Below are 14,467 nucleotides of genomic sequence, written 5' to 3'. Positions count from 1 at the left end.
CCCGATCTCGCTGTGCGTGGAGCAGCCCAGTGGGAATGTGCTGCTCCACGCTCACGTACCTGGCTGATCGGCGCAGCGTTCTGCAAGGTGAGGGCTAGGGAACGAGGAGCGTCGGCGCCGTGTGTGCTGAAGTGGGCACAGCGAACGACCCATACCTTGAGGCATCGAACCGTTGCAGACTGGCCCTGGCTGTGAGCTCAGATCGTCCTACGAAGTTTCCGGCGGCAGCGTAGGCGCCCCCGGCAGTCGCACGGTCGCAACCGTGCCGCCGCCGTCCGCGCGGGCCAGCATCACCGTGCCGCCCGCCTGTTCCATCGTCCTCGCGACGATCGACAGGCCCAGGCCCGAGCCGGGGAGGGCGCGGGCGCTGGGGGAGCGCCAGAAGCGGTCGAAGACATGCGGGAGTTCGTCCTCGGGGATGCCGGGTCCGTGGTCCCGGACGGTGAGGACGCCGTGGTGGTCGAGCTGGACCTCGATGGTCCCACCCTCGGGGCTGAACTTCACCGCGTTGTCCAGGATGTTGACCACGGCACGTTCCAGAGCGGCGGGTTCCGCGCGGACGTACCAGGGCTGCAGGTCGGCATCGATGGTCAGCTCGGGTCCACGCAGCCGTGCGCGGCGCAGGGCGGACTCGACGGTGTCCTCCAGCGAGACGACCTGCACACGTTCCCCGCGCTGCCCCTCCGACCTCGACAGCTCCTGCAAGTCGCCGATGAGAGCCGCCAGTTCGGTCATCTGCGCCTTCACCGAGGCGAGCAGCGCCTTGCGGTCCGCCTCGGGGATGGGGCGGCCGGTCTCCTCACTGCGGGTCAGGAGCTCGATGTTGGTGCGGAGGGAGGTGAGGGGGGTACGGAGTTCGTGGCCTGCGTCCGCGATGAGTTGTTGTTGCAGCTCGCGGGAGTTGGCCAGCGAGGAGGCCATCGAGTTGAAGGAGCGGGAGAGGCGGGCTACCTCGTCCTCGGAGTCCTCCTCGACCGGGATGCGGACGCTCAGATCCTCCGTGCGAGCCACGTGCTCTACGGCTTCGGTGAGCTTGTCGACCGGGCGTAGGCCTGCGCGGGCTACTGCCAGGCCGGCTGCGCCTGCGCCGAGCACTCCGACGCCGGAGACGAGGAGGAGGATGAGGGCGAGTTCGTTGAGGGTGGACTGGGTGCCCTTGAGCGGGACGGCGGCGATGATTCCGACGTTGGGGCCGGCCTCGCCGGTGCCGGTGGTGGTGGGGCCCAGATAACGGGTCACCACGCGTACCGCGTTGCCGTCCTCGTCGGCTCCTGTGCGGAAGTAGAGCCGGTCGCTGTCGGCCTTCTCGATCACGTTCTTGTCGGCTTGAGTGACCTTGATCGTGCCCGTGGAGCCGTCGAAGACACAGACTTTGCCGCTGTCCGTCACCACCTGCGAGTAGTTGTTCCGGAAGTTGAAGCCAGTGCCGTTCGTCGGGTTCGTGGTGCAGGAATTGAGGGCGGCCTCGGCATCGCCGATCTGCTGGATCTGCCTGGGCCCCTGCATCAACTTCTGCAGGTCGTTGTCCACTTGGTCGTACAACTTCCCCTGCACGATGAACCAACAAGTCACCGAAACCGCCGCCACCGCGAACGCCACCGCCGCAGCGACCAGCAACGACAACCGCGCCCGGATGGGAAGTGTCCGGAACCGGTGCAGAACCCTGTTCACTCGGCCCCGCCCTGTCGCAACACGTACCCCACGCCACGCACCGTGTGCACGAGCCGAGGCTCTCCGCCCGCCTCCGTCTTGCGGCGCAGATACATCACATACACGTCGAGGGAGTTCGACGACGGCTCGAAGTCGAAGCCCCAGACCGCCTTGAGGATCTGCTCACGGGTGAGGACCTGACGCGGATGCGCCATGAACATCTCCAGCAGCGTGAACTCGGTTCGAGTGAGCTCCACCGGGCGCCCGGCACGGGTGACTTCCCGCGTCGCGAGGTCCATCCGCAGGTCCGCGAAGGTCAGCGCCTCGTCCTCCTGAACAGCGGCCCCCGCGTTCGCCGCAGCGTAGGAGCTGCGCCGCAGCAGCGCACGGACCCGCGCGAACAGCTCGTCCAGCTCGAACGGCTTGACCAGGTAGTCGTCGGCGCCGGCGTCGAGCCCCGTCACACGGTCGCCGACCGTGTCCCGAGCCGTCAGCATCAGGATCGGCGTCATCGTGCCCGCACCCCGCATGCGTCGCGCGGCGGTCAGGCCGTCCATGCGCGGCATCTGGATGTCGAGGACCACCAGGTCCGGCTGGTACGCCGTCGCCTTCTCCAGCGCGTCCGCGCCGTCGACCGCGACCTCGGTGTCGTACCCCTCGAAGGCGAGGCTGCGCTGGAGTGCTTCGCGTACGGCCGGCTCGTCGTCGACGATCAGGATGCGCTGGGGGTCACGGTCGCCATCGGCGGGGCTCATCGCTCGCGGTTCCTCAGGGTGCGGTGGGGCGGGGCTGGGTGGCTCTCAGCCTCGCATGTTTCGGGGCAGTCGGGTCGAACACGGTGTGGATCAGCCGCGAACCGTACGACGACGGCTGACCCTGGCCGCGTGCCGGGCGGCCGCGGTCGAGATCTCGGGGGCCCGGACCGCCGCGGTCGGCGCGTTGAGCTCGTACGCCACCGTCAGCGCGAGGGCGAAGCCGGCCGGGTCGTCGCCGGCCACCGTGTGGGAAACCTGCTTGATCATGACGTACTCCCTACTGGTCAGAGCTGGTTCAGCTGTCGCTGCCGCCGGCCCGCAGCTTCGCCAGGTCGGACTTGACGGTGTTGATCGGGATGGCGAAGCCGAGGCCGACGCTGCCGGCGCTGGACGAGGACGTGGAGTCCGCGGCCGAGTACATGGCCGAGTTGATGCCGACGATGTTGCCGTTCATGTCGATCAGCGCGCCGCCGGAGTTGCCGGGGTTCAGGGAGGCGTCGGTCTGGAGCGCCTTGTACGTCGTCGTGGACGAACCGGTGTCGCCGTTGAACTCCTGACCACCGAACTCGAACGGCCACTGACCGCTGCCGCCGCCCTGGCCGCCCTGGCTCTGGCTCTCGTCGGTCGAGACGGTCACGTCGCGGTCGAGCGCCGAGACGATGCCGCTGGTGACGGTGCCGGTCAGGCCCTCGGGGGAGCCGATCGCCACGACCTCGTCGCCGACCTGGACGCCGTCGGAGTCGCCGAGGGTCGCGGGGGTGAGGCCGGAGGCGTTCTCCAGCTTGATCAGGGCGAGGTCCTTGGCGCTGTCGGTGCCGACGACCTTGGCCGTGTACTCCTTGCCGTCGCTCGTCGAGACCTTGATCGAGGAGGCGCCGGAGATGACGTGGTTGTTGGTGATGATCTCGCCGTCGCTGGTGATGATCACGCCGGAGCCGGTGGAGGAGCCGTTGCTCAGCGTCGCGTTGATCTCGACGATGCTCGGGCTGACCGCCTTGGCGACCCCGGAGACCGTGCCCTTGGCGGAGGACGGGATGACGTTGGTGCTGGTGCTGCTGGAGGTGACCGTGTCGTTGCCGGTGAGCTCCTGGATGCCGTACGCCGTACCGCCACCGATCGCCGCGGCGACGATCGCCACGGCGGCGAGGAGAGCGAGGGGACCGCGGGTCCGCTTCTTCGGCGCGGGGGCCGCGGGCTCCGCCGGTGCCGCGGTGAGGAGAGCCGTTCCGCCGCCGTTGCCGTCGCCGCCGTCAGCGGAAGTGGCGTAGGCCGCCTGCTGCTGAGCCGGCCACACGGTCGTACCGGGCTCGACGGTCACCGGCTGCGGCGCGGGCGGCTGCGCCGGCGGGGGCGGCCACTCCGGGTTCACGGGGGAGGAGGCGTGCTGCTGGGCGCCCTGGTAGGGGTTCGCGTACTGCTCGTACTCGCCGTCGCGGCGGAAGCTCTCGGTCATGGCAATGAGCTTGTCGCCCCACCATGAGAGCTCCCTGAGTGCTCCCTGAGAACGCCGCCAGAACCTCGTTTGCCCGATATAAAGCCGGACCAGGGAGTAGGCGGAGCCTTCTCAGACAGACCTCATGAAGACCCACCCAGGGGCGCGGGGAACTGCGCGACCAGCCACGGACAAGCCGCAGACGAAAGACGGCCGGACTTATTCACACCCGCAAGAGCGCCGCACAACAAGCCTCGACGGAAACACCTTCAACCGCTCCCGGCGTGATCCCGCGACCCGCAGACCGTCGTCCAGGACGAGATCCACCGCCGCCCGCGCCATCGCCGACCGGTCCGACGCGATCGTTGTCATCGGCGGATCCGCGAGCGCCGCTTCCTTGATGTCGTCGAACCCGATCACCGCCAGCTCACCCGGCACATCGATCCGCAGCTCGCGCGCCGCGCGCAGCACGCCGATCGCCTGGTCGTCGGTGGAGCAGAAGATCGCGGGCGGCCGCTCGGGGCCCGACAGCACACCCAGCGCCACCTGGTACGCGTCGTAGCGGTTGTACGGCGCCTCGAAGAGCCGCCCCTCGGTGGAGATCCCCGCCTCGTCCATCACGCGCCGCCAGCCCTCGACGTGGTCGGAGACCGGGTCGCCGACGGAGGGGGTCTCGGCGGTGCCGCCCATACAGGCGACGTACGCGTAGCCGTGCTCCAGGAGATGGCGGGTGGCGAGCTCGGCGCCGCCGAGGTCGTCCGTGACCACCGCGACGTCGTCGATCGCCTCGGGCCGCTCGTGCAGCAGCACCACCCGGGCGTCCCAGGCGTCGATCTCGGCGGCGGCGTTGTCGTTCAGTGCGTGGCTGACCAGGATCAGTCCGGAGACCCGCATACCGAGGAAGGCCCGCAGATAGTGGACCTCGCGCTCGGCGATGTAGTCGGAGTTGCCGACCAGCACCATTTTTCCGCGCTCGGACGCGGCCTGTTCGACCGCGTGCGCCATCTCCCCGAAGAAGGGCTGGCGCGCGTCCGGCACGATCAGGCCTATGAGGTCGGTGCGCCGCGATGCCATCGCCTGGGCGACCCGGTCGGGCCGGTAGCCCAGTTCCTTGATCGCGGCGAGGACACGCTCGCGCGTGGCCGGGGCAACCGGCCGGGGTCCGTTGTTGATGACATAGCTGACGACGGCAGTGGACGTCCCCGCCAGCCGCGCCACGTCATCCCTGGTTACCTTGGCCACGCGCGGAGTCTACGCGGATGGACCCGCTCTGGGCAGGGCGTGAAGGAGCTTCCCTGTGCCCCGCCTGAGCGTTTCCGATGTCGGCTATACGTCCGCATTGACCTCGGCCGCGTCCAGGGCGGTCGTCTCGTCCGCATCCTCCGCCTTTGGCTGGGCGCTCTTGGACTTTGCCTCGTCCGAGACAGCCCCACCCTTCTCCGGCGTAACGAATCGATAACCGACGTTCCGGACGGTTCCGATGAGCGACTCGTGCTCGGGGCCGAGCTTGGCGCGCAGACGTCGTACGTGCACGTCCACGGTCCGGGTGCCACCGAAGTAGTCGTACCCCCAGACCTCCTGGAGCAGCTGGGCGCGCGTGAAGACGCGGCCCGGGTGCTGGGCGAGGTATTTGAGGAGCTCGAACTCCTTGAAGGTCAGGTCGAGGACCCGGCCCTTCAGCTTGGCGCTGTAGGTCGCCTCGTCGACCGAGAGGTCGCCGTTGCGGATCTCCATGGGGGAGTCGTCGTTGACGATCTGCTGCCGACCCATGGCGAGGCGCAGTCGTGCCTCGACCTCGGCCGGTCCGGCGGTGTCGAGCAGGACGTCGTCGATGCCCCAGTCGGCGGTGACGGCGGCGAGGCCGCCCTCGGTGACGACGAGGATGAGCGGACAGCCCGGCCCCGTGGAGCGTAGGAGCTGGCACAGGCTGCGGACCTGTGGCAGATCGCGGCGGCCATCGATGAGGATGACGTCTGCACCAGGGGTGTCGACGAGGGCAGGGCCTTCTGCCGGGGCCACTCGCACGTTGTGCAGGAGCAGGCCGAGAGCGGGAAGCACCTCCGTCGATGGCTGGAGGGCATTGGTCAGGAGCAGCAGAGAACTCATACGGCTGGTTCCTCCTCGGTCCCGGCGAGGTCGTAGCTTTCGTATACAGGTGATCCGAAAGCACAAAAGGACTCGGGGGCTGCATTGCCCGAGTCCTCTGTTGAGGAGAATAGCCCACATGCGCATTGATCCGGCAGGTCGTGTGGTGCGATCCACCCTGATTCCGCACTCTGAGACGAACAGAGGCACACCTATACGGACGTTTCTGCACACCGTCGACGGTGTGACGATCGATTCCGTATACGATCCGCCGGCCGTTGTATACGACTCCTCCGCTTCATCCGCGCGTGGTCTCGTGTTCGTCGTCGCGCACGGTTTCACCGGCGACGCGGATCGTCCTCATGTTCGCCGGGTGGTGGAGACGTTCACGCAGTACGGGGCCGTGGTCACGTTCTCCTTCCGCGGCCACGGGGCCTCCGGCGGACGCTCGACGGTGGGGGACCGCGAGGTGCTCGATCTGGCGGCCGCGGTGGAGTGGGCCCGGTCGCTCGGGCACACGCGCGTGGTGACCGTCGGCTTCTCCATGGGCGGTTCTGTGGTGCTGCGGCACGCGGCCCTGTACCGACCGGACGGTGACTCGGGGCGCGAGGGGCGCACGGAAGCGCACTCGGACGCGGTGGTCTCGGTGAGTGCTCCGGCTCGCTGGTACTACCGCGGTACGGCCCCTATGCGCAGGGTCCACTGGCTGATAACCCGCCCCGAGGGCCGTCTGGTGGGCCGCTACGGCCTGCGGACGAGGATCCACCACCGGGAGTGGGACCCGGTCCCGCTGTCCCCGGTGGAGGCCGTCCCGAGGATCGCCCCCACTCCTCTCCTCGTCGTCCACGGCGACCGCGACGGCTATTTCCCCCTCGACCACCCCCGCATGCTGGCCGCGGCCGCCGGTGACCACGGCGAACTCTGGCTGGAGCCCGGCATGGGCCATGCCGAGAACGCGGCGCCCGACGAGCTGCTGAGGCGCATCGGGGACTGGGCCGTCGCACAGGGCGGCTAGCCTGACCGTGTACACAGCCGATTGATTGAGGAACCGGATGCCCAAGGTCACGGTCCGCTACTGGGCCGCCGCCAAGTCCGCGGCCGGCGTCGCCGAGGAGGCGTACGACGCGGACACGCTCGCCGAGGCGCTCGACGCGGTGCGCGGGCGACACCCCGGCGAACTCACGCGCGTCCTGCAGCGATGCTCGTTCCTCATCGACGGTGACCCCGTGGGCACCCGCGGACATGAGACGGTACGGCTGGCCGACGGCGGCACGGTCGAGGTGCTCCCGCCGTTCGCAGGAGGGTGACGATGACCGACCAGCCGTATGAGGGGCAGCAGCAGTACCAGCAGGGGTACGACCCGTACTGGCAGCAGCACCAGCCCCAGCATCAGCAGCAGTCCTGGCCCGGGCAGCAGCAGGGCTACGAGGATCCGCAGGCCGCCCAGCAGTGGCAGGGCCAGACCTGGGAGACACAGGTCCAGGCACCGGTCGCGCCGGCCGCGGACACGTCGTACCTGCCGCAGCAGGCGTACGCCGAGCCGCCGGCCCCCGTGGCGACCCCCGCGCAGGCTCCCGCCACCTCCGACTACGGCCCCGCCAGCATCGGCGGCAACGCCCGCATCACCGACGCCCAGCGCGCCCGGCTCGAGGGCCGCTCCCCGGTCATCGAACCCGGCATGCAGCCCGCCGTGCTCACCGCGCTGCTCGGTCTGCTCCTCGCCGGCACGGCGGCCGTCGGGTCGTACGCCCTGCTCGTCCCGCTCGTCGCCCTGCAGGCGGTGACGGCGGCCGGCTGGTTCCGGCTGAACGGCATGTGGCCCGCCCGGCAGGGCATCGCGCTGGCGTTCCTGGGCGCGCTGGTCGCGGACGTGGCGCTGCTGGCGTCCGACCACGCGCCGTCCGCGATCCTCGGGACGCTGGGCGTGTGGGTGCTGCTCTCCCTGGTGCTGCAGCTGCGCTCGCACGCCGACCCCGACACCCGGATGTACGGCCTGATGGCCACCGTCGCCTCGGCGGCCCTGGCGATCATCGCGTCCGGCTACCTCGCGGCCGCCGCGGACGCGGTGACGGTCGGCGCGGCCTCGGTCGCGGTCACCGTCCTGGCCCGTGCGCTGCCGCTGCCGACGCCGGCCTCCGTGGTGGTCTCGCTGCTCGCCGCGGCGGGCGCGGGCATCGCGGTCGGCGGGATGACGGACCTGGGCTCGGAGGGTGCGCTGCTGGGTGCGGGCGCGGGGGCGTGCGCGCTGATCGGCCACCGGGTCGCGAGCTACGACTACCCGTCCCGCTTCGTGCACTTCACGGCGGGCGTGGCCCTGCCGCTGGCCGCCGCGGCACCGGCGGTGTACCTGCTGGGGCGGGCGCTCGGGTAAAGCCCTGGACCGCCTTGTCACAGGTGATCGACAAACTCCTGGTCGGCACCCCGGCCGGAGTTACGGTGACACCCGGACGTAGACCGCCTAGGTGGGGGAACACCAAAGAATGCGCGCACTGCGAATACTTCTGATCGTCGTCGTCATTCTGGGCGGCCTCTTCGTGATCGCCGACCGTGTCGCGGTCCACTTCGCGGAGGGTGAGGTCGCGGACAAGCTCAGGACCACCGAGAACCTCTCCTCCACCCCCGATGTGTCCATCAAGGGCTTCCCGTTCCTCACCCAGGTCGTCTCCGGCGAGCTCGACGACACCGAGGTCGGCATCAAGGACTACGAGGCCGCGGCCGGCACCACGGGCGACAAGATCCGCATCGACGACATCAAGGCGAACTTCAAGGGCGTCGCCTTCTCCGGCGACTACAGCTCCGCGACCGCCGCCACCGCGAACGGCACCGCGAGCATCTCCTACGACGAGCTGCTCAAGGCCGCCGAGTCCGAACCGACGGAGATCTTCACCGGGGTGACGGCCGAGGTCGTCGGTCTCTCCGACGGCGGCAACGGCAAGATCAAGGTGAACGTCAAGGTCACGGCCCTGGGCAAGTCGACGACGTACCCGGTGCTCAGCACGGTCACCGTCGACGGCGACACCGTGAAGGTGCACGCGGACAACCTGCCGAACATGGTCGTCGAGGTCGCGGAGGGCAAGGTCCGCTCGATCACCGACTTCGAGCAGAAGATCGACGACCTGCCCGGCGGCGTGCAGCTCGACAAGGTCGAGGCCGCGCAGAACGGCGTAGAGGTGACGGTGAAGGGTTCGAACGTCGAGCTGGCCGGGTAGGACGGCGTTCGGCGGACAGGAACTGTCCGAGGAGCGAGACGGGCCGTCCGCACCGCAGATGTGACGACGGCCACCGGCGCCCGAAACCCGTGCGAACACGGCCCGGGCGCTGCTCGGATCCCACATCCCGGACGATCGCGTCTCAAAATACGACACGCCGGTGACACGCCAGGCTGTCCGTCCCTACGATCGACGCATGAAGCGACAGGCGGATCTCACGAAGCGGCGGGCAGTGGACCTGTGCCGCGTTGCCGCCATGCTCTGTCGCACCTTCTGAGCGGAAGCTCCGTCCTTCCGCATCCCCCGCCCTGATTCCAGGGCATCCGTGCGCCGCGCCCGCACCGGGCCACGCACCCTCGCACTCGCACACCCCGCCGTAACTGCCCCGGAGGAGAAAGAGCATGAGCCGCAGCGACGTCCTGGTCGACGCCGACTGGGTCGAGGCCAACCTCGACAACGCCGACATCGCGATCGTGGAGGTGGACGAAGACACGTCCGCCTACGAGAAGAACCACATCAAGAACGCGATCCGGATCGACTGGACGAAGGACCTGCAGGACCCGGTCCGCCGTGACTTCATCGACCAGGAGGGCTTCGAGAAGCTCCTCTCGGCGAAGGGCATCGCCAACGACACGCTGGTGATCCTCTACGGCGGCAACAACAACTGGTTCGCCTCCTACGCCTACTGGTACTTCAAGCTGTACGGCCACGACAGCGTCAAGCTGCTCGACGGCGGCCGCAAGAAGTGGGAGCTGGACGCCCGCGAGCTGGTCGAGGAGGTCCCGGAGCGGGCCGCCACCGACTACAAGGCCAAGGCCCAGAACACCGCGATCCGCGCCTTCCGCGACGACGTGGTGGCGGCGATCGGTTCGCAGAACCTGGTCGACGTCCGTTCGCCCGACGAGTTCAGCGGCAAGCTGCTCGCCCCGGCGCACCTTCCGCAGGAGCAGTCGCAGCGTCCGGGCCACGTCCCGTCCGCCCGCAACATCCCGTGGTCGAAGAACGCCAACGACGACGGCACCTTCAAGTCGGACGACGAGCTCAAGGAGCTCTACGCCGAGGAGCAGGTGGACCTGGCGAAGGACACCATCGCCTACTGCCGCATCGGTGAGCGCTCGGCTCTCACCTGGTTCGTGCTGCACGAGCTGCTGGGCGTGGAGAACGTCAAGAACTACGACGGCTCCTGGACCGAGTACGGCAGCCTGGTCGGCGTTCCGATCGAGCTCGGCGCCAACAAGTAAGCACAGACCCCGCTCAATCCCGACCGGCCTTCCTTCCGGTCAGACCCCTCTTGGAGAAAGACATGTGTGGAGCGAAGGCCGGCGGCCCGGACGCCTCGACGATCAAGCCCGGTGAGACCACGATCCAGGGCCAGGTGACCCGCGACGGCGAGCCGGTGGTGGGCTACGTCCGCCTCCTGGACTCGACCGGCGAGTTCACCGCCGAGGTCCCGACCTCGGCGACGGGCCAGTTCCGTTTCTACGCGGCCGAGGGCACCTGGACCCTCCGCGCCCTGGTCCCCGGCGGCACCGCCGACCGCACGGTCGTCGCCCAGCAGGGCGGCCTCGCGGAGGTCGCGATCGCGGTCTGAACCGCCGAGATCGACCGAAGGGCCGCACCCCGTCGGGTGCGGCCCTTCGGCATGTCCGGGTACGGGCCTACGCTGGACTCATGCTGGCGCGACGACGTCATGTCTACTTCGCCATGATGGGCACGTGCATCGGGCTCTTCGTCCTGGCCTGGTCAGTCGTGCGCCTCTGGTCGGTTCCGGTGGCCGTCGGCATGTGCGTGGTCGCCATGCTGATCCCCCCGGTCGCCGCGATGGTCGCCAACCGCCGTGGTCCCGACGACCGTTGGTGGGACGACCCGTCCGGTGACCCCAAGTCGGACGACTGGTGGGACGAACTGGACGGGAAGAAGCGGCCGCGGTAAGAAGGCCCGCATGTCGCCCACGAAGCTGTCCGCCGTCGTGCTCGACGCACCGGACGCCCACCGGCTCGCCGACTTCTACATGCGTCTGCTCGGCTTCGTCGTGCGGACCGATGAGTCCGACTGGGTGGCCATCGGCCCGCCCGGCGGCGGCACGGGCCTGTCCTTCCAGACCGAGCCCGAGTACGTGCCGCCGGTCTGGCCCACCCGCAGACCCGGCGAGCAGCAGATGATGCTGCACCTCGACATCGAGGTCGACGACCTGCACAGCGAGACCGCGCGGGCCCTGGCGGAGGGAGCGCGGCTGGCCGACCACCAGCCGCAGGACGACGTCCGGGTGCTCTTCGACCCGGCGGGCCATCCGTTCTGTCTGTGGGTCCGGACGGCTCAGTAGACCAGCGCCTGCGTCCCGTCCCCCAGCGCCTCCTGCACGAACACCTGCGCCCCCGCGATCCGAACGCCCTCGATGACGTCCTTCTCCGTGATGTCCCGACGGGCCGCGCACTGGGTGCACAAGGTCAGCGTGCCGCCGGCCAGGATCGAGTCGATCAGGTCGGGGAGCGGGGCCGCGTGCGGCAGTTCGAACTCGGCGGCGCGGCCCGGCAGCGCGAACCACGCGGACTCCCCGGTCAGCCACAGGGAGACCTCCACCCCGCTGGCCACGGCCACCGCCGCCACCGTGAACGCCTGCGAGCAGCGCTCGGGGGCATCGGCCCCCGCCGTCACCTTGATCACGAGCTTCTTCGCCATGCCTGAATCGTAATCATCTCGCCTACAACCCAGGTCATCGGCAGTGAGTCTCCTGTGCGCGCATACGGAATGCGCACTTCACGTTCTGTGGGGGGACGTCTTGGAAGTACCTGAAGTTCTGGAAATACCGGTACAGGCGGAGGTGCCCGAAGCGCCCCGTCCGCGCCGGCGCGGACGCACCACGCTCCTCATCGCCGCGGCCGCCGTCCTCGGCACGGTCGCCGGCACCTGCACCGGTTTCCTCGTCCAGGCCGACCGCGAGCCCACCCGGCTGCCGTCGCTGTCCCAGCCTGCCGTCAAGCAGGCCAAGGGTGAGGTCGAGCCGCTGTCCGCGGCGCAGGACCGGCGTCTGAAGACGGACGGCGATCTGCGCAAGCTCCTGCTGAAGAAGCCGACCGGGGCGAAGAAGGCCGACTGGCTGGACGACAGCGACGGCTGGATGCACCTGGCGTCCTACGCCGGCGCCTTCGAGAAGCCGGGCGTCGCCTTCTCCGACCTCGTGGCCGACGACTTTCGCCGCGCGGCCGTCACCGGCTGGGAGACCGGCAATCTGTCGGTGACGATCCGGCTGATCCAGTACCGGCAGGAGGAGTACCTCGCGGCCGACGACGCCGTGGACGACGGCCAGTACTGGGCGGACAAGGAGGACTCCACCGACAGCTGGGTCGTTCCGGGCACCGAGGACGGGATGGCGTACGTCCATCACGAGCCCGAGACCGAGCCCGGCTACCTGCCGCTCTACAGCGCGGAGGCACATGCCTGGCGCGGTGACATCGCCGTGGAGGTCTGGGTCTACGACACCAAGCCGATCACCAAGAAGAAGATCATGGACCTGGCCGAGCGGCAGATGGAGCGGCTGTGAGCGAGATTCCCGAGGCTCCCGAGAGCACCGAGACCCCCCAGGTCCTCCAGAGCCCTGTCCCCGACGAGGCCCCCGCGCAGCCCATGAGGAAGCCCGTCCGCCGTGGTCGTATCGCCGCGATCGCCGGGTCCGTGCTGCTGGCCGGTGTCGTCGTGGCCGGCGCCGGCTACACCGTCGTGACCGTGGACGGCGCCGACCGGGACGCCGGTGCTCCGCGCTGGAAGCTCCCGCAGCCCAAGGCGGACAAGGAGAAGACGGCCACTCCCGAAGGCCTCGCCGGGGTGCTCGTGCCGTACGGGACCGTCGGCTGGAACCGGGGGCCGGACCTCGCCGAGTTCGGCTCCGACGCCGAGCTCAGCGGCGCCCAGGCCACCGCCTTGCGCAAGGAGTCGCTGAGCGGCCTGCCCCGTACCCAGCGCCGACGGCTGGAGAAGGAGATCGACAAGCAGCGCATCACGGGCATGGCGATGCGCAGCTACGTCAGCGCGACGGGCAGCAACGCCAGTGGGAAGGGTGCGTCCGTGGTCAGCATCACGCTGTCCCGGATGGAGAAGCGGGCCGCCGCCAAGGACATCTCGACGTCCCAGAACGCCTTCCTCGACGCCCTGGACATCTTCCGCGCGGGCCCGAAGATCAAGGGCTTCAAGAACGCCGAGTGCTTCCTGCCGCCCAAGGATGCCGACGACGACCTCGACATGATGTTCTGCTCCGCCTACCAGGGCGACATCCTGATCAGTGCCACCGCCGACGGCGTCAAGTCACTCGACACCAAGTCCATCGCGGCGCTTCTCGCCGAGCAGCTCGACCGCATCGCGGAGCCTGGGGAGGCGGTATGACCGAGCAGACGGAAACGACCGAGCAGCAGCACCTCGTGGTGCCTCCCGTGCCCGAGGCGGTCCCGGGGCCCGTGGCCCCGGCCCCGGCCCCGAAGGACCGTCGTGTCCTGCGGGCCGTCCTGCGCTGGACCGCCGCCGTCGTGGTCTTCGCCGTGGCCGGCGCGGGGACGGCGTACGGCATCACCCGCATGGAGCGGACGGACGTACCCGGACTCGCGACCGAGTCGGACGGGCGCTGGCAGTACCCGGAGATCGTCAGGCCGCCGCTGCCCTCCGGCAGCCCGGGCCCCTTCGCCGAGGCGAACACGGCCGGCTCGCACTACGCCGACCTGCGCAAGCTCCTGCTGCCCGCACCCGAGGGCGCGACGGCCGACAAGGCACTCGACGGGAAGGCCGGCTGGCTGGCGACGAAGGACTTCCTGGCGGCATACGAGTCGAAGGGCGAGCGGGAGACGCTCGGGACGCTGCTGACCGACCACGGGCTGCGGCACATCGCCGCCCGCGGCTGGACCACGACGGACGGCACGCGTACCCGGATCTACCTGCTCCAGTTCGAGACGGCCGCGGTCGCCGAGAGCCTTGAGCAGAACTACTTCTCCAGCGTCATGGCGCCTCCCTACGCTCTGAAGGGCGCCACCCAGAGCCTCATGGACGAGGGGTTCCCGACGAAGGTCGTAGTGGAGGACGTACGGCGGTACCCGTACACCGAGACCAAGCCCTACGGCGCCGAGCACGTCCGCCAGGCCTACCTCGTCTCCGGTGACATCCTCGCGCTGGTCGTCCAGTCCAAGAAGGGCGGCGCCAAGGCCGTGCCCTTCCAGCAGACGGTGACGCTGCAGAGCCAGCTGCTCGGCTGAGGCGTACCTCGCAGAGAAGGCAGGGCCCCGGCCGACTAAGCTGGGGCCCGGCCTGTGCAACGACCACCCTCGCTCACCGTAGGAGCACCAAGTGCTTGAGGT

At 69.4% G+C, this 14,467-nt stretch carries 18 protein-coding genes; 11 read left to right on the top strand and 7 right to left on the bottom strand.

The window, feature by feature from the left end:
* Nucleotides 1-207: 207 nt before the first annotated feature.
* From OHU89_RS23565 to OHU89_RS23540, 6 genes are all read right to left on the bottom strand, one after another.
* Entirely contained in the window at nucleotides 208-1,671 is a 1,464-nt protein-coding gene (locus tag OHU89_RS23565; RefSeq protein ID WP_405645625.1) for an ATP-binding protein, read from the bottom strand.
* Entirely contained in the window at nucleotides 1,668-2,405 is a 738-nt protein-coding gene (locus OHU89_RS23560; RefSeq protein WP_405645623.1) for a response regulator transcription factor, read from the bottom strand. Before OHU89_RS23560 ends, OHU89_RS23565 begins: the two co-directional genes overlap by 4 nt.
* Before the next feature lie 90 nt (nucleotides 2,406-2,495).
* A complete protein-coding gene (locus tag OHU89_RS23555) occupies nucleotides 2,496-2,672 on the bottom strand; it encodes a hypothetical protein (RefSeq protein ID WP_405645621.1) in 177 nt (58 codons plus the stop codon).
* A 28-nt stretch (nucleotides 2,673-2,700) separates the two neighbouring features.
* Nucleotides 2,701-3,858: a S1C family serine protease gene (locus OHU89_RS23550; RefSeq protein ID WP_405645619.1), complete on the bottom strand. Its 1,158-nt coding sequence runs from the start codon at nucleotides 3,856-3,858 to the stop codon at nucleotides 2,701-2,703.
* 198 nt (nucleotides 3,859-4,056) lie between these two features.
* The gene (locus OHU89_RS23545) at nucleotides 4,057-5,079 is read right to left on the bottom strand and encodes a LacI family DNA-binding transcriptional regulator (RefSeq protein WP_266825301.1); all 1,023 of its coding nucleotides are present in this window, start codon (nucleotides 5,077-5,079) and stop codon (nucleotides 4,057-4,059) included.
* Between the two features lie 84 nt (nucleotides 5,080-5,163).
* Complete coding sequence (locus OHU89_RS23540; protein ID WP_266825303.1) at nucleotides 5,164-5,943, bottom strand: response regulator transcription factor; 780 nt, start codon at nucleotides 5,941-5,943, stop codon at nucleotides 5,164-5,166.
* 118 nt (nucleotides 5,944-6,061) lie between these two features.
* Between OHU89_RS23540 and OHU89_RS23535 the strand changes: the two genes are divergently transcribed.
* The 8 genes from OHU89_RS23535 to OHU89_RS23500 all read left to right on the top strand — a co-directional run bounded on the left by OHU89_RS23535 (nucleotide 6,062) and on the right by OHU89_RS23500 (nucleotide 11,454).
* A complete protein-coding gene (locus tag OHU89_RS23535) occupies nucleotides 6,062-6,937 on the top strand; it encodes an alpha/beta hydrolase (protein WP_405645617.1) in 876 nt (291 codons plus the stop codon).
* Nucleotides 6,938-6,974: 37 nt separating this feature from the next.
* On the top strand, nucleotides 6,975-7,229 hold the full coding sequence (locus tag OHU89_RS23530; protein WP_046258723.1) for a MoaD/ThiS family protein: 255 nt from the start codon (nucleotides 6,975-6,977) through the stop codon (nucleotides 7,227-7,229).
* 2 nt (nucleotides 7,230-7,231) lie between these two features.
* Nucleotides 7,232-8,293, top strand: coding sequence for a hypothetical protein (locus OHU89_RS23525; protein WP_405645615.1), 1,062 nt, complete (start codon nucleotides 7,232-7,234; stop codon nucleotides 8,291-8,293).
* A 109-nt stretch (nucleotides 8,294-8,402) separates the two neighbouring features.
* Nucleotides 8,403-9,131: a DUF2993 domain-containing protein gene (locus OHU89_RS23520; RefSeq protein WP_266890563.1), complete on the top strand. Its 729-nt coding sequence runs from the start codon at nucleotides 8,403-8,405 to the stop codon at nucleotides 9,129-9,131.
* A 401-nt stretch (nucleotides 9,132-9,532) separates the two neighbouring features.
* Nucleotides 9,533-10,372 (top strand): sulfurtransferase, encoded by an 840-nt coding sequence (locus OHU89_RS23515; protein ID WP_266890565.1) that lies wholly within the window; start codon nucleotides 9,533-9,535, stop codon nucleotides 10,370-10,372.
* A 62-nt stretch (nucleotides 10,373-10,434) separates the two neighbouring features.
* Nucleotides 10,435-10,722, top strand: coding sequence for a DUF1416 domain-containing protein (locus tag OHU89_RS23510; RefSeq protein WP_266825316.1), 288 nt, complete (start codon nucleotides 10,435-10,437; stop codon nucleotides 10,720-10,722).
* 80 nt (nucleotides 10,723-10,802) lie between these two features.
* Nucleotides 10,803-11,063 (top strand): DUF3099 domain-containing protein, encoded by a 261-nt coding sequence (locus tag OHU89_RS23505; RefSeq protein ID WP_046258727.1) that lies wholly within the window; start codon nucleotides 10,803-10,805, stop codon nucleotides 11,061-11,063.
* A 10-nt stretch (nucleotides 11,064-11,073) separates the two neighbouring features.
* Nucleotides 11,074-11,454 (top strand): VOC family protein, encoded by a 381-nt coding sequence (locus OHU89_RS23500; protein ID WP_405645612.1) that lies wholly within the window; start codon nucleotides 11,074-11,076, stop codon nucleotides 11,452-11,454.
* On the opposite strand, the gene OHU89_RS23495 is transcribed toward OHU89_RS23500, so the two are convergent.
* Nucleotides 11,448-11,810 carry a DsrE family protein gene (locus OHU89_RS23495; RefSeq protein WP_266890572.1) on the bottom strand — a complete coding sequence of 121 codons (363 nt, stop codon included), beginning with the start codon at nucleotides 11,808-11,810 and terminating at the stop codon, nucleotides 11,448-11,450. The two genes, OHU89_RS23500 and OHU89_RS23495, sit on opposite strands and share 7 nt — an antisense overlap.
* Before the next feature lie 142 nt (nucleotides 11,811-11,952).
* Between OHU89_RS23495 and OHU89_RS23490 the strand changes: the two genes are divergently transcribed.
* From OHU89_RS23490 to OHU89_RS23480, 3 genes are read left to right on the top strand one after another with little or no spacing between them, the layout of a single operon-like run.
* Nucleotides 11,953-12,672, top strand: a complete 720-nt coding sequence (locus tag OHU89_RS23490; RefSeq protein WP_405645611.1) for a hypothetical protein — start codon at nucleotides 11,953-11,955, stop codon at nucleotides 12,670-12,672.
* Complete coding sequence (locus tag OHU89_RS23485; protein WP_405645609.1) at nucleotides 12,669-13,508, top strand: hypothetical protein; 840 nt, start codon at nucleotides 12,669-12,671, stop codon at nucleotides 13,506-13,508. Before OHU89_RS23490 ends, OHU89_RS23485 begins: the two co-directional genes overlap by 4 nt.
* Complete coding sequence (locus OHU89_RS23480) at nucleotides 13,505-14,365, top strand: hypothetical protein (protein WP_405645607.1); 861 nt, start codon at nucleotides 13,505-13,507, stop codon at nucleotides 14,363-14,365. The genes OHU89_RS23485 and OHU89_RS23480 overlap by 4 nt, the downstream gene beginning before the upstream one ends.
* Nucleotides 14,366-14,467 lie beyond the last annotated feature (102 nt).

Origin of the sequence: Streptomyces sp. NBC_00019 (genome assembly GCF_045041015.1) — a bacterium.
Taxonomy (GTDB): Bacteria; Actinomycetota; Actinomycetes; order Streptomycetales; family Streptomycetaceae; genus Streptomyces.
The sequence above is the reverse complement of the archived record's forward strand: the minus strand, read 5'-3'. Positions and strand labels throughout refer to the sequence as shown.